Source organism: Nocardiopsis changdeensis (assembly GCF_018316655.1).
Lineage (GTDB): Bacteria > Actinomycetota > Actinomycetes > Streptosporangiales > Streptosporangiaceae > Nocardiopsis > Nocardiopsis changdeensis.
Genome location: NZ_CP074133.1, coordinates 5,537,179 through 5,558,351 on the forward strand (window position 1 = coordinate 5,537,179; position 21,173 = coordinate 5,558,351).

The 21,173-nt window shown below is 73.2% G+C and carries 16 protein-coding genes; 6 read left to right on the plus strand and 10 right to left on the minus strand.

Translation table 11 applies throughout. The annotated features are described in order from the left end of the window. Positions 1-52: 52 nt before the first annotated feature. Positions 53-946, minus strand: coding sequence for an aldo/keto reductase (locus tag KGD84_RS25015; protein ID WP_220562812.1), 894 nt, complete (start codon positions 944-946; stop codon positions 53-55). Between the two features lie 44 nt (positions 947-990). Here KGD84_RS25015 and KGD84_RS25020 point away from each other — a divergent pair, with 44 nt between their 5' ends. Continuing rightward, a complete protein-coding gene (locus KGD84_RS25020; protein ID WP_338151190.1) occupies positions 991-1,368 on the plus strand; it encodes a MerR family transcriptional regulator in 378 nt (125 codons plus the stop codon). Between the two features lie 184 nt (positions 1,369-1,552). Here the strand turns inward: KGD84_RS25020 and KGD84_RS25025 are convergent, their stop codons facing one another. Further along, on the minus strand, positions 1,553-1,996 hold the full coding sequence (locus tag KGD84_RS25025; RefSeq protein WP_220562813.1) for a hypothetical protein: 444 nt from the start codon (positions 1,994-1,996) through the stop codon (positions 1,553-1,555). A 382-nt stretch (positions 1,997-2,378) separates the two neighbouring features. Here KGD84_RS25025 and KGD84_RS25030 point away from each other — a divergent pair, with 382 nt between their 5' ends. Beyond that, positions 2,379-4,796 carry a glycosyltransferase family 4 protein gene (locus tag KGD84_RS25030; RefSeq protein ID WP_220562814.1) on the plus strand — a complete coding sequence of 806 codons (2,418 nt, stop codon included), beginning with the start codon at positions 2,379-2,381 and terminating at the stop codon, positions 4,794-4,796. Here KGD84_RS25030 and KGD84_RS25035 read toward each other — a convergent pair. After that, a complete protein-coding gene (locus KGD84_RS25035) occupies positions 4,777-5,748 on the minus strand; it encodes a hypothetical protein (RefSeq protein ID WP_220562815.1) in 972 nt (323 codons plus the stop codon). The two genes, KGD84_RS25030 and KGD84_RS25035, sit on opposite strands and share 20 nt — an antisense overlap. 373 nt (positions 5,749-6,121) lie before the next feature. Between KGD84_RS25035 and KGD84_RS25040 the strand changes: the two genes are divergently transcribed. The 3 genes from KGD84_RS25040 (at position 6,122) to KGD84_RS25050 (ending at position 9,590) form a co-directional block, all read left to right on the plus strand. After that, a complete protein-coding gene (locus KGD84_RS25040) occupies positions 6,122-7,198 on the plus strand; it encodes a VldE C-terminal domain-containing protein (RefSeq protein WP_220562816.1) in 1,077 nt (358 codons plus the stop codon). 72 nt (positions 7,199-7,270) lie between these two features. Further along, positions 7,271-8,161 carry a hypothetical protein gene (locus KGD84_RS25045; protein WP_220562817.1) on the plus strand — a complete coding sequence of 297 codons (891 nt, stop codon included), beginning with the start codon at positions 7,271-7,273 and terminating at the stop codon, positions 8,159-8,161. Positions 8,162-8,807: 646 nt separating this feature from the next. Beyond that, positions 8,808-9,590, plus strand: coding sequence for a LolA-like protein (locus tag KGD84_RS25050; RefSeq protein ID WP_220562818.1), 783 nt, complete (start codon positions 8,808-8,810; stop codon positions 9,588-9,590). Between the two features lie 732 nt (positions 9,591-10,322). Here the strand turns inward: KGD84_RS25050 and KGD84_RS25055 are convergent. From KGD84_RS25055 to KGD84_RS25080, 6 genes are all read right to left on the minus strand, one after another. After that, positions 10,323-11,369 (minus strand): pectate lyase family protein, encoded by a 1,047-nt coding sequence (locus tag KGD84_RS25055; RefSeq protein ID WP_220562819.1) that lies wholly within the window; start codon positions 11,367-11,369, stop codon positions 10,323-10,325. Positions 11,370-11,571: 202 nt separating this feature from the next. Continuing rightward, a complete protein-coding gene (locus tag KGD84_RS25060) occupies positions 11,572-13,281 on the minus strand; it encodes an ABC transporter family substrate-binding protein (RefSeq protein ID WP_220562820.1) in 1,710 nt (569 codons plus the stop codon). Between the two features lie 77 nt (positions 13,282-13,358). Beyond that, positions 13,359-15,560: a dipeptide ABC transporter ATP-binding protein gene (locus KGD84_RS25065; protein ID WP_220562821.1), complete on the minus strand. Its 2,202-nt coding sequence runs from the start codon at positions 15,558-15,560 to the stop codon at positions 13,359-13,361. A 13-nt stretch (positions 15,561-15,573) separates the two neighbouring features. Next, positions 15,574-16,485, minus strand: coding sequence for an ABC transporter permease (locus tag KGD84_RS25070; protein ID WP_220562822.1), 912 nt, complete (start codon positions 16,483-16,485; stop codon positions 15,574-15,576). Positions 16,486-16,564: 79 nt separating this feature from the next. After that, positions 16,565-17,545, minus strand: coding sequence for an ABC transporter permease (locus KGD84_RS25075; protein ID WP_220562823.1), 981 nt, complete (start codon positions 17,543-17,545; stop codon positions 16,565-16,567). Positions 17,546-18,125: 580 nt separating this feature from the next. Further along, positions 18,126-19,913: a family 2 glycosyl transferase gene (locus KGD84_RS25080; RefSeq protein WP_220562824.1), complete on the minus strand. Its 1,788-nt coding sequence runs from the start codon at positions 19,911-19,913 to the stop codon at positions 18,126-18,128. 600 nt (positions 19,914-20,513) lie between these two features. On the opposite strand from KGD84_RS25080, the gene KGD84_RS25085 reads away from it, so the two are divergent. Continuing rightward, the gene (locus KGD84_RS25085; RefSeq protein ID WP_220562825.1) at positions 20,514-20,939 is read left to right on the plus strand and encodes an ATP-binding protein; all 426 of its coding nucleotides are present in this window, start codon (positions 20,514-20,516) and stop codon (positions 20,937-20,939) included. Between the two features lie 7 nt (positions 20,940-20,946). On the opposite strand, the gene KGD84_RS25090 is transcribed toward KGD84_RS25085, so the two are convergent. Continuing rightward, on the minus strand, positions 20,947-21,126 hold the full coding sequence (locus KGD84_RS25090) for a hypothetical protein (protein ID WP_220562826.1): 180 nt from the start codon (positions 21,124-21,126) through the stop codon (positions 20,947-20,949). Between the last annotated feature and the right edge of the window lie 47 nt (positions 21,127-21,173).

The following is a 21,173-nucleotide window of genomic DNA, read 5'->3' on the forward strand; positions in this document are numbered from 1 at the left end:
GCTCCGGCCCCGTGGCCGGGAGCGGCCACGGGGCACGGGCGGTGGCGGGCGGTCAGCCCGCCTCCGCCGGCGGGGCGTCGAGGCGGCGGACCTGGTCGTCGGTCAGCTCCAGCCGCGCGGCCACGGCGTTCTCCTCCAGGTGGCCGACCGAGGTCGTCCCCGGGATCGGCAGGATGTGGGCGCCCCGGCGCAGCAGCCAGGCCAGCTGCACCTGGACGGGGCTCGCCCCCGTCTCGGCGGCGACCTGCGCCACCGGCGAGGCGGCCACCGCCTCCCCCATCGCCACCGGGAAGAACGGCACGAACGCGATGCCCAGCTCGGCGGTGCGGTCCACCACCGGGTCGTGGTCGCGGGCCGCGTGGTTGTACAGGTTCTGGACGGCCGAGATCGGGGCGACCGCGTGCGCGCGCTCCAGGGTGGCGACGTCCACCTCCGACAGCCCGATCGCCCGCGCCTTCCCCTCCCGCTGCGCCTGTGCCAGGGCTCCCACCTGGTCCTCGACCGGGACGGCCGGGTCGACGCGGTGCAGGTAGAGCAGGTCGATCGTGTCGGTGCCCAGGCGGCGCAGGCTCGCCTCGACCTGCTGGCGCAGGTAGGCGGGGTGGCCCAGCGGCACCCATTCCCCGGGGCCCGGCCGGGTGACGCCGACCTTGGTGGCGATGGTGGCGCCCGTGCCGCGCAGCGCCTCCCCGAGCAGCCGCTCGCCCTCGCCCAGGGCGTAGGCGTCGGCGGTGTCGAAGTGGTCGATGCCCAGCTCCAGGGCCCGGCGCAGCAGGGCGATGAGGTCGTCCCGGTCGGTGGGGGCGCTCCAGACGGGGGCCGTGGCCCCGGACCGCCGGTGCGGGGCGTCGGCGAAGCGCATGGTCCCCAGGCCGATCCGGGAGGTGGAGAGGGAGTGCGCGGGGGCGGTGTTCCGCTCGATGGTGCCCGTGGTGTTCTCTGTCATGCGAGGACGTTAAGAGCTGACATCGGTGAGAGGGGCAAGGGGACGTGGCACGGATCACCGGAATGCGGATCGGGGACCTGGCCGCGCGGACGGGTGTCGGCGTGCGGCTGCTCCGGTACTACGAGGAGCAGGGGCTGCTGGCGCCGCGGCGCACGGCGGCGGGCCAGCGGGTGTACGAGCCCGGTGACGTGGAGACGGTGCACCGGATCCGCCGCCTGTTGGAGGCGGGGCTGGGCACCAAGGTCATCCGCACTGTTCTGGAGTGCGCGTGCGGCGGCGGGGGCGACGTGGAGCCCTGCCTGGACCCGCTGCTGGCACGGGAGCTGGAGCGCATGGACGACGAGCTGGCGCGGCTCGCCCGGCACCGGAGGGCCGTCGCGGCGCTGCGCCCGGAGGCGCGGACCGGCGCCGCGGCGGGCTGAGCGCGCACGGCGGGCCCTCGCCGCGGGGTCCGTCCTCCCCGAGGGCGCCTGCGCGGCGAACGGCCCCGGTGGGCCGACGAGGGGCCCGCGGGGCCCGGTACGGACCCCGGAGGCACGGGCGGCACCGCGCACGCGCCCCGGGTCCCGGCCGCCCGCCATCGGCCGGCCCGGGCCGGCGCTCGGGTCAGAAGAGGAAGTGCCCGGCGAAGCCGGCCAGGGGCAGGGCGCGGTCGTCCGCGGCCCTGCGCAGGGTGCCCAGGCCCTGGTCATGGCGGGTGCCCGCCAGGTGGACCACCGCCACGACCGCGAGGAAGACGGCGACCCCCGCCCAGGAGTAGGTCAGCGAGATGTTCGGGTAGGCCGCCACGGCGGCGGCCAGGAGCGCGACCGCCAGGGCGAGCAGCGCGCCGCCCCGCACCAGGCGCCTGGGGCGCACGCGGTCCCTGATCGACTCCAGGCTGTGGACCTCGACGGTGAACTCCTCCTCGCAGGTCGGGCAGACCACCGGGTGGATCACCGCCCCCGTGGCCGGGCGCCGCACCTTGACGGTCACCGACTGACCGGTGTGGTTCCGGCGCCTGCTGTGGGCCAGGCGGACGGTGGCGACGGGCGAGGGGCGTTCGGGCATGGGCCGGTCCTTCGTACGACGGGGGTGCGCGGACCAGGTTAGGTCACCGTGCTCCGGGGGCAGTCCCGACGGATACGGGTCCGCGGCGGACGAGCGCGGGCCGGAGCGGCGGCACGGGCCCGGAGCGGCCCCGGGGCCGCCCTCCGTGTCCTGCGGACCCGCGCCGGCGGCCCTGTGAACAGCGTGCAAAACACCGACATACCGTGGCAAACCTTCCGGCAGGAGTTCACAGGACCGCACGTCGGGGGTGGCCGCCGCTCTTAGCCTGTTCATTCCCGCACCGCTCCGCCCGCCTCGGCGGCGGGGCGTCCGGTACGGGTGGGCGACGACCGGGACCGGTCCGTGCGGGGGCGCGGACCGGCCCCGAGAACACGGGGGCCAGGTGAAGATCGCTTATCTGATCAACGACATGTACGGCATCGGTGGCACCATCCGTACCGTCGCCAACCAGGCGGCGGCCCTGGCCGCCCGGCACGAGGTGGAGATCGTCTCGGTGTTCCGCCACCGCGACGAGCCCGCCCTGCCCGTGCCCCCGGGGGTGGCCCTGCGCCCGCTCGTCGACGTGCGCGACCACGACGGTTCCACCGGGGTGGGCGGCCGGCCGCTGTACGAGGGGTCGGAACGGGCCGGCCTTCCCCCCGTCCTCTTCCCGCCCGAGGACTCCCGGGGCTCGACCCACAGCAGGCTCACCGACGACCGGCTCGAGCAGTACCTGTCCACCACCGACGCCGACGTCGTCGTCGGCACCCGGCCCGGGCTCAACGTCGTCATCGCCCGGTGCGCCCCCGACCGCGTGGTCAAGGTCGGGCAGGAGCACCTCACCTACGAGCAGCACTCCGGATCGCTGCGACGCGTCATGGCCGAGGAGTATCCGGGCCTGGACGCCTTCGTGACCGTCACCGAGGCCGACGCCCGCACCTACGCCCGGAACATGCCGCTGCCGGGCGTGCGGGTGCTGTCCATCCCCAACTCGGTCCCGGCCCCGCCGTTCACCACCAACGGGCACAACAGCCGCACCATCGTCTCCGCCGGGCGGCTGGCACCCAGCAAGCGGCACGACCTGCTGGTGAAGGCGTTCGCGTCGCTGGCCGAGGAGTACCCCGACTGGACGCTGCGCATCTACGGCCGCGGCGACCGGCGCAAGACGCTGGCCCGGCTGGTCGGCTCCCTGGGGCTGCACGACCGGGTGTGGCTCATGGGCCCGCACACGCACGTGGAGGAGGCGTGGGCGCAGGGGGCGTTCGCCGCGGTGACCTCCAGCGAGGAGCCGTTCGGGATGACCATCGTGGAGGCGATGCGCTCGGGCCTGCCGGTGGTGAGCACCGACTGCCCGCACGGGCCAGCCTCCATCATCCGCGACCAGGAGGACGGCTTCCTGGTGCCCAACAAGTCCGTGCAGGGCATCGCCGAGGGCATGTCCCGGCTCATGGCCGACGACCGGCTGCGGCAGCGCATGTCGGCGGCGGCGCTGGCCGACTCCGAGCGGTTCGACCCGGCGAACGTGGTGCGCCTGCACGAGGGCCTGTTCTCCGACCTGGCCGGGACGCCGCTGACCGCCTCCGACGTCGCTCCCCCGGTCCCGGTCCCGGCGCCGCGCACCGAGCCCCCCGTCTCCTGCCGGGTGCGCGCCGGCGGCGACGGGCTGGTGACGCTGTCGTTCACCGACCCGCCCGACCTGGTCGAGCTGGTGCGCCCCGGGCAGCGCGTCACCCTGGCCCCGGACTGGCGGGGGCAGGTGGTGGTGGACCCGGCCAGGGAGCGGCTGGCCGCCGTCACCTGGGAGGTGACCCGGGTCGACGGCGACGCCATCACCCCGGTGCGGGACCTGGAGATCCACCAGCAGGGCTACCCGTTGGCGCCCAAGCGGACGCCGGAGCTGTCCCTGGTGATCCCGACCCGCTCGGCCAAGGGCGGCCTGCTGCTGCATGTGCGCCGGTCGGCCCACCACGCGGAGGTCGAGCACGTGGAGGTCGCCGAGGGGCTCATCACCGTCCAGGGCCGGGTGCTGGGGCACGACGAGGCCGACGCCCGCGCCCGCATGGTGGTGCGGCTGCGCAACTCGCCCCGGACCCTGCGGGAGTTCTCGTCCCCGGTGGCGATCGGCGGCCTGTTCACCGCCGTCATCGACCCGGCGGCGGTGGTGCGCGGCCGCCACGGCGACTCCGAGACCTGGGAGATGCGGCTGGTGCTGTCCAACGGCACCGAGTGCAGTGTGGGGCGCCACCTGCCCGGGGTCGTCGGGTACAAGAAGATCATCGAGTACCCGGCCCAGGACGTGCGCCCCGCCCGCGGGCCGGGGTCGCGGGTGCGCCCCTACTACACGGTCAACGACCGGCTGGGGCTGCGGACCTCGCCGCTGGCGCCCACCGTGGAGGTCGAGGACGTGCGGGTGCGCGCCACCGCCCGGGGCGACCGGCTCCGGTTCGCGGTCCGGCTCACTGACGCCCTGCCCGAGGGGGTCGCGGCGGCGGTGGAGGTGGTGCGGGGCTCCGACGCCGGGCAGCGGTACCCGTTGGACGTGGAGGGCCGCCTGCTGACCGGGACGCCGCCCCTGCTGGCCCGCCCCGAGTACACCGGCACCGACGGCCTGCGGGCGACCTGGCAGGTGCGGCTGCTGGTCGGCCCGGCCGGGGCGCTGAGCCGGATCGGCGCCGGGAGCGTGCTCGGGCACACCGCCCGGCGCTGGAACCACGGCCCCTACGTGCGCTCGGTGACCGCGTCGCCGCTGGCCAACGGCGACCTGAAGGTCACCGTGGCCGACGTGCACCTGTGGTCGGCGATCAACCGGCGGCTCCGGTGAACGGGTCGCCCCCGTTGTCCGCGGTGCGGATCATGCGCTGGGCGCGGCCGAGCCGTTCCAGCAGCCAGTCGGGCATGTGGTCGGCGCTGCGGGGGAAGCGCACCGCGTCCCGGTAGAAGTCGCGGGGGTCGGGTTCGGCGTCGAACTCCGGCGGGTTGCCGTGGTCGAAGTGGACGCCGATCTCGCGGGACTCCTTGACGGTGAGCCTGGCGGTGAACCAGGTGCCCTTGCCCGGCTGGTACATGCCGGTGCGCAGCCGGTCCAGCAGCCGGGCCGCCTCCGGCGGCAGCAGGTCCCACTCGCGGCCGTCCTCGCGGGCGACCTCCACCCGGGTGGAGGCCACGCCGACCAGCGCCTTGTGGTCGATGACGATCTGCCTCCACTCGCCCCAGACCGCCGCGACGGTGCGGTCGGCGATCTCCTGGACGGTGTCCATCATCTCCTCCGGGGTCATGTCGCCCGGGTCGATGCGGCCCTCGCGCGAGGCCCCGGGGGCGGCCAGCGCCATCCACGGCGACACGGTCTCCGGGACCAGGTCGCCCTCCAGGCGCTCCAGGAGCCAGTCCGGCATGTGGGCGCGGTCCCGGGGGAAGTGCTCCAGGTCCAGCAGGTAGCTGTCGTTGTCGCGGGGCTCGTCGAAGTGGGGTTCGTTGTCGTGGTCGTAGCGGACCCGGTAGCGGGCCGGGCGCTCCAGGTCGTAGTAGACCGTGTACCAGGTCCCGGTGCGGGGGCGGGCCATCCCCGCCCGCAGCTCCCGGAGTTCGTCGAGCAGCGCCAGGGGCGGGACCCGGCCGACACGGCCGCCGTCGGGGAGCAGGGCCTCCAGGTGGATGGACTCGCAGTCGACCAGGCCCGCGTACACCAGGCGGAGTTTGATCCAGTCCTGCGGGGCGGCCTCCAGGAGCGCCGACCCGATCCGGCGCAGGGACCGGTCCTGCTCTACCGCTGTCATCGGAGTACGGGGATTCATACTCTCGCCTTCTGGTCACCGGGCCACCGCCGGCCGGGCGGTGGATCTGCTGATACGGAATGTGTCGGACAGCGTCCATCCTCTCCGCTGGAGTCGGTTTTTGTCGGACACACGCGCTGGAAAGCCGGGTGTGTCACGGAAACGATGCCGAACACACCCTTCCCGTGTTCCCGGGCGGACGCACCCCGGCGACCGCACCCGGCCACGGGCCGCCCTTCCACAGGGAACCCCGGCCCCCTACCGATCGCCGGGGCCTCGGGGTAGGCTGCGCCCGGTGGCCCCAACGTGGTCGGGTGCTCACCCCGTGCCATTCGCGGCCTTCCCCGCCCGCCCCCTTCACCCCTCGGACGACAGCATGGGATCGCCGACCCCCGCCCCCCGACGACGCCACCTGCTCGGTCACCGCGACGACGGGCAGGCCAACATCCTGCTCCTGTTCGGGCTGACCCTGGCCCTGCTCGCGCTGACGCTGCTGTTCGTGCGCGTGGGGGCGGCCGGGGACCAGCGTTCGCGGGTGCAGACGGCCGCGGACGCCGCCGCGCTGGCCGCGGTGAGCGCCCTGCAGGAGTCGGCGGCCGAGGACCTGGTGGAGGGGCGCTTCCCCATGCCCCTGTTCGACGAGGAGGTCGCCCGGGAGCGCGCCGAGGAGTACGCCCGCGCCAACGACGCGGTGGTCACCGATCTCCGGGCCAGCGACAACGTCATGGGCCGCAACGGCAACATCGTGCGGGTCGAGGTGCGCGGGGCCATCTGCCAGAAGGAGCTGGAGGAGGACGGCTCACGGCACTGGGGCGACGTGACGTGCGACGGCGAGGAGGACGGGAGCACGCGGGTGGGGACGGCCGCGGCGATCGCGATCGCGGAGTTCCCCGAGTGCGGGCGCGACGACGGCGGGATCTACTGCTCGGGCGCCGAGGTCACCAGCCTGGACCAGGCCCGCCGGGTGGTGAGCGTGCACCTGGTCGACCAGGAGGGGCGCTACGAGTTCGACCCGAGCCGGGTGGTGTTCGGCGCCGGGGCGATCGTCGACTGCGCCTCGCTGGGGCAGCTGCACCCGACCATGTGCCAGGTGCACGAGACCCTCCAGGCGGAGTTCGGCGGGTTCTACCTGACCGCGGGCGGCTACCGCAGCGAGCCCACCAGCGACCACGGCTACGGCATGGCGGTGGACTACATGATGGCGCCCATCGGGACCGTCCCCACACCGCAGATGCACGACAGCGCGGTGGGCGTGATCGACTGGATCATCCAGAACGCCCACCGGCTGGGCGTCAAGGGCCTGATCTACGACCACCACATCTGGAACGCGACCAGGGGGGACCCGGTGGGCCCCTGGATGGAGGTGCGGCGCTTCCACCAGGACACCGGGAACCTCACCCAGGACCACGTGGACCACATCCACCTGGCGGCGGGGCCGGGGAACATGCGGTAGCGGCGCGCGAGGGTTGTCCACAGGTTCGGAGAAGGGCTTGTCCGGGCCCGGGCCCGCACCGAACCTGGATCCATGACCCGTGACCCCCTGGACACCGAGAGTCCCCCCGCGTCGACGCACGAGCCCCTGCCGGACCGGGAGCTGCTGCTGCGGACACTGCGGCCGATCGTGCCCGTGCTGTCTCCGGACGCGGTGGTGCGCGACCTGACCGCCGCCTACCTGTGGGGCGTCGACCTGACCGGCCCCGAGGAGCACGTCACCCGGTCACCGCCCCGGGTGGCGCTGCCGCCGGGCACACCACTGCGGGGCCTGCCGGTGGCGGTGCGCCGGGAGGTGGTGCCGGCCGCCGACCGGGTGGTGGTGGAGGGGATCCCCGTCACCTCCGCGGCGCGCACCGCCGCCGAGATCACCGCCCGGGCCCCGTCGGTGCCGATGGCGACCGCGCGCATCGACGCCTTCCTCTCCCGGGGGCTGGCCGATCCGGAACGGGTCCTGGGGTACCGGCACCTGTTCACCGAGGCGCACTTCCGGCGGCTGCGCACGGCGGTGGGCTACGCGTCGCCCCTGAGCCAGTCCCCCGCCGAGTCGTGGCTGCGCGCGGTGATCCTGCAGGCGGGCCTGCCCCCGCCGCAGGCGCAGTGCCCGGTCCGGGTGCACCACCGGACGCTCCACGCCGACCTGGGGTGGCCCCGGTACCGGCTGGCGGTGGAGTACGACAGCCTGCTGCACCACACCGGCCCGCGGATGGAGCGCCGCGACCGGGCCCGGTACACGCTGATGCGCACGGCGGACTGGCAGGTCGTGCCGGTGACGATCCACATGCTCCAGTGCCACGCCCCGAAGCTGCTGACCCGGATCCGCGACGAGCTGTCCGCCCGGGGCTGGGAGTGCCCGCACGGGGAGCGGGAGCGGATCCGGCGGCGCATCCGGGGCTTCGAGCGCCGGCCGCCCCGGCTGCGGTGAGGGGGCGCCGTGGACCGCGGACACGCACTGGCGGAGTACGCGGCCGTGCTGGCACTGGTGGCGGTACTGGTCGTCGCGGTGCTCCCCGCCCGACCGGCCTGGGAGGGGGTGGAGCGGTCGCTGGACCGGGTGGTGCAGGGCCCCGACCCGGCCCCGGCCTGGACCCTGGACCCGGTGGCCGCGGCGGACGTGCTGCTGCGCTGCGGGCGCGGACTGCCGCGCCCAGACCCGGTGGGCAGGGTGGACTGCGCCCTGGCCGTGCTGGCGCTGCTGGACTCGGAGGTGCTGGAGGCGACCGTGCTGCGGCTGGAGGCGGAGGAGCTGTACGAGCTCTTCTCCAGCCGCTCCTTCTCGGAGGTGCCGGCCGCACGGATCGCCGTCCGGCTGCTGTGGGAGCACGCCGCGGAGGAGGTGCTGCGCCGGCTGGCGCGGACCGAGACGTTCGGGTTCCTGGAACAGGCCCTGGACTCCCCCGCCGGGGACTGGGTCCTGAGGTTCGTGGGCACGGGTGGTGATCGCGTGTACGCGATCCTCGAACAGAACGCTGCGTCACCGCGTCGTACCTTGGGCACGCACAACACCGCGATGTCGTCCGGACACCCCGGGCGGCGACCCCCCGTACCCCCCGCGATCCGCGCGTGGTCGCGTGAACCGCAGAATCGAGGTCGAGGCCGTGTCGTCGATGTCGTCGTTGCCCGACACCGCGCCCGAGGACGAGTCGGCCGCCCCGGTCGGGCGGCCCGGGTGGCCGATGACCCTGGCGATCCTCGCCGTGTGCCTGGCCGTGGTCGCCAGCGGCTGGTGGGTGGCCCGGGTGGTCCTCAAGGAGCCCGAACCCGAACGGCCCTCCCCCGAGGACGCCGCGGCGTTCGTGCTGGACGCCGCCGAGCGGATGGAGGCGGCCGACTCCTACGCGCTGACCTTCACCCGGCTCCGGGAGGGGCGGCCGGTGGGCGAGGGCACCGCGTCCTACGACCTGTCCGGGAACCCGCGGTTCGAGCTGTCCTTCGCCTACGCGGACGGCCCGGAGGTGTACCACTACGACCTGGGGGACGGGGTGCCGATCACCACGGCGGGGCACGGGCTGCAGATCCCGGAGGAACCCTCCGAGGCGGACCGGTACCTGTGCTCGGCGATGTTCGGCTCGGCCAAGCTGCGCGAGATCGCCGAGTCCTCCGAGGACCTGGAACTCGCGTCCCGGGAGGAGCTCGACACCGGTGCGGGCGACGTCACCGCCCTGCGCTACGAGGGGACGTTCACCGCGTGGGTCGGCGGCTACGACTCCGGGACCGGGACCAACACCCTGGAGTCGCTGGAGGGGGTGCCGTTCACCCTGTGGCTCACGCCCGAGGGGGACCCCCTGCGCCTGGCCTACGGCACCTCGACCGGCCTGGAGGAGCTCTACGAGTACGGCCCCCCGCCCGCCTGAGGCCTCGCCGGAGCCCGGCCCGGCCCGCCCGCGGGCCCGCCGGGCCCCGCCCGTCCGGGCACCGCCGAGGGACGGCGGTCTCGGAGCGCCGTGCCAGGGCCACGGGGGGACCCGGGCGGGCCCCGTCCACGCCGACGGCGGGCCGGGGGCGCCGTGGCCGGACCGGATGGGCCCACCCGATGCGCACGAGAGCGGACCGACCGCTAGGGGCCGGGCCCCGGGCCCTTCCTCTGCCGGTCAGCGACGACGGCGGCCCCGGGGTTCCATGCCAGGGCCACGGGGGGGGACCCGGGCGGGCCCCGTTCACGCCGACGGCGGGCCGGCCATCGCCCGCAGGCGACGAGCCGGGGCGCCGTGGCCGGACCGGGTGGGCCCACCTGATGTGGACGAGGGCGGGCCGGGGGGCGCCCACCGGCGGTGCGGCCGAGACGGCATGCCGGATCCGCGCCCCGGGGCGCCGTGGCCGGACCGGGTGGGGCCACCTGATGTGGACGAGGGCGGGCCGGCCGCCGCCCAGCGGCGGTGCGGCCGAGACGGCATGCCGGGGCCGCACCCCGGGGTGGACGGGTCCACCCGATGCGCACGAGAGCGGACCGACCGTTAGAGGCCGGTCCCCGGGCGCCTCCTGGCGGGCGCCGCGCCGGTCCCGGGCGCCGACGGCGGGTGGTGGAGACGGATACGGCGGCGGGGCCGTTGCTCAGGGCCGGGGCGCGCTCACGTGGGCGGCGCGGGTCAGTGGGGGGCGCCGGCGGTGGCGGAGACGATGTCGGGGACGTCGGCGGTGTCGTCGAGCTCGTAGGCGTAGGGAGGGTCGTCGACCGAGCCGAAGAGCTCGGGCTGGGCGGTGTCCACCAGGAGGTTGTCGCGGGTGAGGGTGGCGCCGGGCTCCTCCGGGTCGATCCGGACGGAGATCCCGAAGCCGTCGAAGTAGTTGCCCTCGACCAGGACGGCGGCGCCGTACCCCGACTCCACGCCGTACTCGGCGTCGCCCCGGTACAGGTTGTTGAACACGTGCACCTCGCCGCCGCGGACCCGGGGGCTGCGGGTCTCGGTGCCGTCGAAGAGGTTGTGGTGGACGCTGACCCGCAGCGCCCCCGGCTCCTCCTCGCGGCCGCCGATGCTCAGCGCCGCGTCGGCGTCGCGGAAGTGGTTGCGGGAGACGGTCACGTGGTCGGCGCCGCCGGTGACGGACACGAGCGGGTCGCCGCCGCCGTCCCGCAGGGTGTTGCCGTCGATCCACACGTGGTGGGCTCCGCCGCTCACCGACACCGCGGTGCCGTCGGTGTCCAGGGTCAGGCCGCTGACGATGACGTTGGCGGCCCCGTCCACGGCCAGGCGCCCCCCGGTCAGCTCGGCACCCTCGCCCGCGGCGGCGACGAGGGTCTTGTCGGAGCCGATCTCGACGGTCCCGTCCAGGTCGATACCGCCCGAGACCTCGATCACGAGCGGCTCCTCGGCGCTCAGGTGCCGGGCGAGCTCGTCGGCGCCGGTGGCGGTGACGGTCTCGCCGGCGGCGCCGCCGGTGACCGCGGGGAACTCCTCGCCGTCCCGTTCCAGCGGCTGGGCGGCCCAGCCGACGGGGGCGGCCGCCCCGTCGTCGGAGGCCGGGGCCGAGGGACCCGCGCTCTCGTCGCCCGTGTCGGGCGCCGGGGAGGCCGCCCCGGCCTGGGCGGGCTCGGAGGCGGGTGCGGGAGCGGGGTCCTCCCCGCCGGAACAGGCGGCCAGGGCGGCGCCGAGCGCCAGGGCCGTCGCGACGGCGAGGAGCGAACGTGCGGTCATGGGGAGCTTTCCAGCGAGCGGGGCGGGGGGTGGAGGGGGGATCCGATCCACACCTTGCCACAGCACGGGCCGCGGTCCCAACCCGGCCCGCACGGGCCCCGGAACACAGGAGGGCGCCGGCCCCGCGAGGGGGTCGGCGCCCGGAGGACGTTCACCGGCGGCGGGTCAGGGCCGCCCGTGCTCGTTTCTCACAGAGGGAGGGCTACTCCGCGGCCCAGCCGATGTTCTCGTAGACGTAGTCGCCGGTCAGGCCGTACTCACCCCAGTTGTGGAGGTTGTCCTTGAGGACGTACTGGCCGGGGCGCTCGAACATCGGGATGGTCAGCACCTCGTCCCAGATGGCGGCGTCGATCTGGTTGGCGATCTCGGCGTACCGGTCGGGGTCGGTCTCCTGGGCCAGCTCCTCGAAGAGGTCGTTGATCTCCGGGGTGGAGTGGAAGCTGGTGTTGTTACCCCACTCCGGACCCTCCTCGTACGGGCCGCCGTAGTTGCCGGCGCTGTCGGTCGGGTACGGGTTGGTGCCGGTGAGCACGAACGCGGCCAGCTCGTAGTTGCCCGGGATGATGTAGTCCGAGAACAGGGCGTTGCCCGGCACGTGCTGGACGTCGACCTCGATGCCGATCTCCGCGAGCATCTCGCGGGTGATGTCGGCCTCGTCCTTGGCCAGCTGCATGTCGTCGGAGGCGACGTAGCTGAGGGTCAGGGTCTCGCCGTCGGCGTTGGTGCGGAACTCCGCACCCTCCTCCAGGGTCCAGCCCGCCTCGTCGAGCAGCTCGCCGGCCCGCTCCGGGTTGTACTCGCCCAGCTCGCCGCTGTTGTCCTGGTAGCCGTGCTGGCTGGAGCGCAGGAGGCGGTTGACCTCACCGGTGATGGGCCAGTCGACCGGGCTCAGGGCGACCTCGGCGAGGGTGTCGCGGTTGATGCCCATGGCGAGGGCGTGGCGGACGTTCTTGTCGGCCAGGATCTCGCTGCCGGCGTTCACCGAGACGAAGCGGTGGCCGTTGTTGACGGCGCGGGTGAAGTACGCGCCCTCCTTGCCCTCGAGGAGCTGGTAGCCCGCGGAGTCGTAGCCGAGGTAGAAGCCGTCGATCTCACCGTTGTTGAACGCGGTGGCCTGGCCGTCGATCGCCACGTTCACGAAGACGATCTCGTCGAGCAGGGCGGGGTCGCCCCACCAGTCCTCGTTGCGGCTGACGGTGATGCGCTGGGTGACCTCGTCGAACTCGGGGTTCGCGAACGGGCCCGCGGTGACGAACTCCTCGCCCGCGGTGTAGCCCTCGGCGAACAGCTCCTCGTCCTCCATGTACTCCTTGGGGTACACGATGTCGAAGAGGGCGGGCCAGTCGGAGTAGGGCTGGGAGAACTCCAGGCTGAAGGAGAACTCGTCCTCGCCCTCGACGACCTCCTCGATGTACTGGTAGCTCTCGCCGCCGCCGACCTCGAAGTCGCCCTCGGGCTCGCCCTTGTAGGCGGCGACCGTGGCGGCGTAGTCCTCCCAGGTCACCGGCTCGCCGGTGGACCAGGTGGCCTCGGGGTTGAGGGTGAAGTCGACCGTCAGGCCGTCCTCGCTGACCCCGTACTCGAGCACGTACTCCTTGCGCGGCTCGTAGGAGCCGTCGGGCTGGAAGCGCGTGATCGAGGGCATCAGGGCGCCCATGACGCGGCGGACGTCGCCCTTGTTGCCCTGGATGTGGACCATGTTGTACTGGTCCTCGTACTCGCTGAGGGCCCAGACGAACTGGCCGCCCTCCTGCAGGTCCTCGCGGGCCGCCGGGTTCAGGTCGACGGCCTCGAGGGAGGCGTTCTCCTGCTGGGCCTCCTCGGGCGACTGCTCGTCGCCGCTGCTGCAGGCGCTGGCCGCAACGACCAGGGCCGCGACGGGGGCGAGATAACGCGCCTTCCCGATTCGCATGGGGATTCCTCCTATGGGGATGAGAGACCGACGCGCGGGGCGGCGTCGGTTCCGTGCCGTGTCGAACCGTCCGGGATCTACAGGACCGTCTGCCGCTCCGCGAAGTGGCAGGCGGTCGCCTGGTCGCCACCGTTGGTGGCCTCCAGGGCCGGTTCGACGCTCATGCACCGCTCCTGTTCGGGTTCGGAGAGGGTGATGAACTTCTGGCACCTGGTCCGGAACCTGCAACCCGATGGCGGGTTGGCGGGGCTGGGCAGGTCGCCGTCCAAGACGATGTGCGTGCGCGCGCGCTCCTTCTCCGGGTCGGGGATGGGGATCGCGGACAGCAGCGCCTGGGTGTAGGGGTGGGCGGGCCGGGTGTACACCGATTCGGTGTCGCCGATCTCGACGATCCGGCCCAGGTACATGACGGCCACGCGGTCGGCGATGTGCCGGACCACGGACAGGTCGTGCGCGACGAAGAGGTACGACAGGCCCAGCCGGGCCTGGAGCTCCTCCAGGAGGTTGACCACACCCGCCTGGATGGACACGTCCAGGGCGGACACCGGCTCGTCGAGCACCAGGAGCTTGGGCTCCAGGGCCAGGGCGCGGGCGATGCCGATGCGCTGGCGCTGGCCTCCGGAGAACTCCGAGGGGTACCGGGTGGCGTGCTCGACGTTGAGGCCGACCAGATCCAGCAGCTCGTAGACGCGGGCGGTGGTGTCGGCCTCGCTGTACCGGTGGGTACGCAGCGGCTCGGCGATGATGTCGAAGACCGGCATGCGCGGGTCCAGCGAGCTCATCGGGTCCTGGAACACGATCTGCATGTCGCGGCGGAGGGCGAACCGGTCGGCGCCGCTGATCTTGGAGGTCTCACGCCCCATCACGGTGACGGAGCCGCCCTGCGGCTTCTCCAGCCCCATGATCTCCAGAAGGGTGGTGGACTTGCCGCATCCGGATTCGCCGACCAGGGCCAGGGTCTCGCCCTCGCGGATGTCGAAGTCGATGCCGTCGACCGCGTAGACGGTGCCGACCCGGCGCTTGAACACAGCGCCCTTGGTGAGCGGGTGGTGCTTGATCAGCGACTCGACCCGCAGCATCTCGGTCCGGTCCTCGCGGCGCACCGCGGCGGCGGGGACCTCGGGGATCTCCGGGATGGGGTAGATGTCCTGGGCGGTCCAGCCGTTCTCGGCGATCTCGCCGGAGCGGATGCAGGCCACCCGCTGGACGCCCGTGTCGCCGACGGCGGCGGCCTCGGCGGGGGCGCCCGCCTCCTGGGCGGCCCGGATCTGCGCCTCGGAGGGCTGCTCGCCCACCGGGAGCAGGTCGGGTTCGGCCAGCGAGCACTCGGGCTCGGCGATGGGGCAGCGCGGCGCGAAGGGGCAGCCGGGCGGCAGCGCGGTCAGCGAGGGCGGGGTCCCCTTGATGGGGACGAGGGCGCCCTGGCGCTCCAGGTCCATGCGGGGCACGGCGCCGAGCAGGCCCATGGTGTAGGGCATGCGGCTGCCGTAGTAGATCTCGTCGACGGTGCCCATCTCGACGGGGCGGCCCGCGTACATGACGAGCACCCGGTCGACGAACCCGGCGACGACGCCGAGGTCGTGGGTGATCATGACGATCGCCGCGCCGGTCTCCTCTCGGGCGGTGCGCAGCAGGTCCAGGATCTGCGCCTGGATGGTGACGTCCAGGGCGGTGGTGGGCTCGTCGCAGATGATGACGTCGGGGTCGTTGGCCATCGCCATGGCGATCATGACGCGCTGGCGCATACCGCCGGAGAACTCGTGCGGGAACGAGCGGTAGCGGCCCTCGGGGTTGGGGATGCCGACCAGGTCCAGCAGGTGGACGGCCCGCTTGCGGGCCTCCTCCTTGGACGCCTTGGGGTTGTGGACCAGGACGGCCTCGGACAGCTGGTCGCCCACGGTGTAGACGGGGGTCAGGCCCGACAGCGGGTCCTGGAACACCATGGAGATGACCTTGCCGCGGCGGGTGGCCATCTCGCGGTCGTCCAGGCCCAGGATCTCCTCGCCGTGCAGCTTGACCGAGCCGGTGATGACGGCGTGGTCGGGCAGCAGGCCCATGGCCGCCATGGACGACACGGACTTGCCCGAGCCGGACTCGCCGACGATGCCGAGCACCTCGCCGCGGCGGACCGCGTAGCTGACGCCGCGCACGGCGTTCACGTCCGGGTTGCCGTTGAACCCCCGGAAGGTGACGTGGAGGTCCCTGACCTCCAGGACCGGGGTCTCGTCGCCCCGGCGTTCCGAGGCGGCCTCGGTGTTCTCGATGGTCTGTGCGCTCATGTGTGCTTCCCCCCTAGGACCGGCGCGACTTGGACTGCGGGTCCAGGGCGTCACGCAGCCCGTCCCCGATCATGTTCACCGCGAGTACCAGGATCACCAGGAGCACCGTGGGGAACGCGAAGATCCACCAGCTGGTGTTGGCGTAACTGGACCCGTCGGCGATCACCACGCCGAGGCTGATGTCCGGCATCTGAACACCGAAGCCGAAGTAGCTCAGCGAGGTCTCGCCGATGATCGCGGTGCTGACCGCGATGGTGGCGTCCGCGATGAGGAGCGACGACATGTTGGGCAGGATGTGCCGGAGGATGATCTTGTGCGGGGGAACGCCCATGAACCGGGCCGCGTGGATGTACTCCCGCTCCCGCAGGGAGATGGTCATGCCGCGGATCATCTTGGAGGTGACCATCCAGCTGAACGCGGCCAGCAGGACCACCAGCATGATCCAGCCCCCGTTGCCGCCGAACTGCTCGGCGAGGATGGCCAGGATGACGAAGCTGGGCAGCACCAGGGCCAGGTCGGCGATCCACATCAGGGCGCGGTCGGTGATACCGCCGAAGTAGCCGGCGAACGCGCCGACCAGGGCCGCGATGCCGGTGGACAGCAGCGCCACCAGCAGACCGATGAGCAGCGACTTCTGCAGGCCGGCGGTGGACTGCGTCCAGACGTCCTGGCCGGTCTTGTTGGTGCCCATCCAGTGCTCGGCCGAGGGCCCGTCCAGGAAGGCGGTGTAGTCGCGTTCGCCGACCTCCCAGCCGCTGACGGCCGGGCCGACGAAGGCGAGGATCGCGAGCAGGGCCAGCAGGACCAGTCCGATGATCACCCGGGGGGTGCCCAGGAGCTGGCCGACGATGGCCTTGGCCCGGTTGGGCGCCGGCGGTACGGTCGGGGCCTTTCCGAGCTCCGTGCTCGTTTCGGTGGTGCTCATGACCGGATCTCCAGCTCGATGGCAGCGGGGGCGTACTGGCGGGACGGGGTGTGCGCGGACGCGCGGTTCCTTGTCACGGTCACACCCGCACCCTCGGGTCGAGCCAGGCATAGAGGATGTCCGAGAGGAACGACGCCACCATGATCGTCACGGCCATGAAGCAGGAGGCCGCGGCCACGACGTGGACGTCCTGCTGGAAGATCGCGTCGATCAGCCAGGCCCCCATCCCGTGCCAGCCGAAGATCTTCTCGGTGAAGGTCGCGCCGGAGACCATCACGCCGAAGGTGAAGGTGAAGTACGTGATGGTGGGGATCAGCGCGGTGCGCAGGGCGTGCTTGATCAGCGCCTTGCGCCGGGTGAGACCCTTGGCCATCGCGGTGCGCACGAAGTCCGCACCGAGCACGTCCAGCATCATGTTGCGCTGGTAGCGGGCGAAGGCGGCGAAGAGCGCCACGGCGAGCACGAAGGTCGGCAGGATCGCGTGGTGGATCCGGTTGAGCAGGAGTTCCAGGGCGTTGCCCCTGAAGCCCGCCGAGTACTCGCCGGAGAACAGGAAGAGCTGGAAGCCGAGGACCCCGTTGATCTCGGCGGCGAACACCTGCACGCTGAGCGCGATGACGACGGTGGGGATGGCCAGCACGAAGAACGTGGCGACCGTCGTGGCCTTGTCGAACATCCGGTACTGGCGCACCGCCGCGTAGGCGCCGATGGCGATGCCCATGGCACTGCCCAGGAGGGTGGCCACCGTGATCAGCCGCAGGGTGACACCGGCCTTGAGCCAGATCTGCGGTGTGACGTCCCTGCCCTGGATGGTCTGCCCGAAGTCGCCCTGGGCGACACCGCTCAGCCAGGTGGCGTACCGCTGCACCAGGGGGGTCTGGTCGTTCAGGTTGAGGGTGTCGAGCTGGGCGTTGATCGCCTCGGGCGTCGGCGGCGGCTGCATCTGCTCGAAGTAGCCGCGCGGGTACAGATTGGCGGCGGCGAGCAGGTACGCGAAGCTCGTCGCGAGGAAGATCAGTACGACGTAGTTCAACAGTCGTCTGACCAGGAACTTGCCCAAAACTCTCTCCGAACCTCACAGCCGAGCCCGGCGCGGCGGTCTGCTGACAGGGCGGTCGTAGCCAAGAGCACCGGTGGAGGAGGCACGGATCCGCAAGGCTGTTGGCCTGTTAAGCATCCGTGATCCCACTACCACCGGCGGGGGTCACTCCCGGTGACTGCCGAAACACAATTGCGTCCGATTCACGATCAGTGACCGGAATGTCAAGAGTCTGGGGCATCGCTAGACACTCGACGGTAACCAGTGCATCAAGAAAAGACAACGGAGCCCTTTTGGCCGGTGAACTCGTGGCGATTTGTCAATTTTTGCACAGAAAGCCACGGGAGCGTCACTCGCAGCCAGAAAAGCGCGCTGAGCTGCGAAGACGCACCCGCCGAACCGGGCGATACGTCATCACTGTTTACATGAAACCCGACAAACCCGGCAATCATACGACCAAAAGACAGCAAGTTGTCACCACCGGGAAACACGCTTCCGCCCCGCCGGACCACCGCTCCCCTGCTCATCTCCGGGAGCGGCCGGACCCGCGAAAGGGGTTTCATGCCCCCGGACCGGCGGACATCACCCGGTGTGAGTGGTCTTAACCGGACCTAACGAGGGTGCGTGAGTCCTCCTCAGCCCGTGCGGGGTCCCGTGCGCGGGCCGCCTGCGCCACGGCGAAGTCCGGACGGTGCATCCGGGGCAGCAGCGGGGCCGCGCTGCGCGACCGCGCCATCCCCCACCAGGCCCCCAGGCCCCGGGCCGCGTCGCCGGCGATCCCCAGCGCGGTCCAGGTGAGCGGGTCGACCGGGGCGGCGCCCCGCGCGGTCCGCCAGGCCGCCGGATGCGGCGCCACCAGGGCCGCGGCGGTGGCCGCCGTGGCCAGCACCGTCGCCGCCGCGGGCCTGCGGCCGCGCCGCAGGTCCCGGGTGATCCGCACGGCGCCCAGGGTCAGAGCCGCGGCGGCCGGGGGCCACCAGGCGCCCCTCAGGGCCCGGGACGCGGCGCGGGCCTGGCGCACCAGCCCGGCCGCGACCGCCGGGGCGGTCCGGTCCGCGGGCGCGCCGGCGGCGGCCAGGGCCGCCACCCGCACCCCGCCCCCGGCGACGGCCAGGGCCGCGGCCGACAGCGGGCGGCCGACCAGCAGCGCGGCCAGGGCCGCGACGCCGGTCGGGGAGAGTTCGGGGCCGGCCGCGCGGGTGCCGCGCAGGCGGGCCAGCCGGGCCGCGGCCGCGCCGGTCCCGGCGCAGGCCCGCAGGTACCCGCCGAGGTCGGCGAGCGGCGGGACCCGTACCCGGGACCGGGGCTCGTGGCGCACGGTGAGTCCCCGGTCGGCCAGGGACCACAGCAGCGCGGGCTCGGCGGCCGTGCCCAGGGCCGGGTCGAGGAGGGAGGGGTCCACCGCGGAGCGGCGCAGGACCAGGGCGGTGACCGGGCCCAGCGGGTCGCCGGTGTCGGCTCCGGCCGGGCGGGCGAGGCCGGGGGCGGTGTGCCCCCAGGGCAGCACGGGGGCCGGGTCGGGTCCGCGGTCGGGTCCCACCCGGGCCGCGGCGACGGCGGCGACGGCCGCGGAGCCCTCCCCGCCGGAGGCCGGGAGGTCGACGAGCGTGCGCGGCAGGACGGCGGCGACGGCGGGGTCGGCGAAGTGCCCGGCGCACGCCTCCAGCCAGCCCGGCCGCGGCAGGTGGCCGGCGTCGACCAGGGCGACGAGGTCGGCGTCGGAGACGGTGAGGGCGAGCGCGCGGGCCGCGGCGCCGCCCACGGGGATGGGCAGCACCCGGGCACCGCGCTCCCGGGCGGCCCGGGCGGCGGGCCCGGTGGCGCCCACGACGATCGGCTCCGCTCCGGGGTGGAGCCGGGCGAGCCGGTCCAGGGTCGCGGTCAGTCCGCCCGCCGCGCCCCGGTCGATCACGACGATGTCCACCGTGGGACCGCCCTGCTCCCCCACCGGACGCGAGGACGGGTGGGAGGTACCGCTCCGAAGGCGTCCGTCGGGGGCGATGGCGGGAGACGAGGGGTGAGCCGGAGGCTCTCCGTCGAGGGCGGTGGAGGGCGACGAGTGGGAGGGGCTGCGCCGAAGGCGTCCGTTGAGGGTGGTGGAGGGCGACGGGTGGGAAAAGGGGTGAGCCGGAGGCTCTCCGTTGAGGGTGGTGGAGGGCGACGGGTGGGCGAGCCCGGCCGCGATGAGGTCGGCGGCGGTCGCGCCCTCTTCGGCGTCGCGCACCGGGGCCCCGCTGATCCACCTGATGAGTCCGCTGACCTGTCGCGACGTCAGGCGGACGGCGCGGGTGGGGTCGCCGCCGACGAGGAGGTGCCCTTCGTCGGCGAGGCGCACGGCGCGGTCGAGTTCGACGCCGAGGCCGGTCGGCAGGGGGGAGCGGGAGGCCATGCCCCTTACCTTGACGGGTCGTCCCCGAAGTGCGCAAGACCCCGGTATGGGATGAAAAGCCCAATTGCGTTACCGCATCGTTACTCATTCCCCTGAGTCACACCAGTCACGGAACCCTCGCCTTGACCGGTCGCATACCCTGGCCGAACACCCTCTTTAACCAGGTCAAGAGGGGTCGTTCCGACACGGCCAGGTCGGCCGGGTCCCCGGAAGAGCACGGAGCGTATGCTATGCGCGAATACGCCCTTCAGTGTCGTGGGGCACATCCGATACCAGACACGACCATTCGCCCCGGACCTCCCCCGCACCCCGTCCGCCGCCCTCCCGCCGCGCGCCCGGTCGTGCGGCACCGCACCCCTCCCTGTACCCGGGGGCCTCGACCCGTGTGTCCGCCCCGCGCCGTGACCCGTTCCGGGCATGGACGCGACACCGAGGGGCAGGCGCTGCTCCGCCCTGTCCTCCGAGAACACACCGTGGAGTGAACAGCACATGACCGCAGCAGCACCCCACGACCCCCTCGTCCACCTCGGTGTGCGCGGTGCGTCCGTCCCGGAGCGGGCCGCGAGCGTCGACTCCTCTCCTCCCGTATGTGGTCCGGCAATGGAAGAGCACAACAGACCCGCCAGACGCCGCTTCCCCGGTCTGCCGAGCCAGATCGCGTACGCGCGCAGGTTCGTCGCCCGGCAGCTGGCCGACTGCCCCGATCCCACCACCGCCACGCTGTTGACCAGCGAACTGGCGACCAACGCCATCACGCACAGCGCCTCGGGGCGCTCCACCGGCAAGTTCGAGGTCAGCGTCCACCGCGCCCCGGGCTGGGCCCGGGTGGAGGTGCGCGACCTGGGGAACCTGAACGAGACGCCCCGACCCCAGCACCGGGACCCCTACGACACGGCCGAGCACGGCCGGGGCCTGGACCTGGTCGAGGCGCTCTCCAGCAAGTGGGGCAGCGAGCCCCGCGGCGACGGCATGGGCCGCCAGGTCTGGTTCGAGCTGGTGTGGGACGAGACCGCCGAGGACGGGTGACCCGGGGTCACCCGCCCGTCGCGGTGTCCTCCTCCGGGGCCGTCCCCTCCCCCGCGGTCGCGGGCGCCTCCGGCAACCGGTAGCGCTCGTAGAGGAGGCGGGCGTAGTCCTTCGCCTCCTGGGAGGGCTCGGCGCCCAGTTCCTCCCGAACGAGATCGTCGAGTGACTTCTTCTGCGTTTCCGTCATGTATCGCAGCCTGCCGTTCCTGCGCCGATGACACAAACCAACGCTCC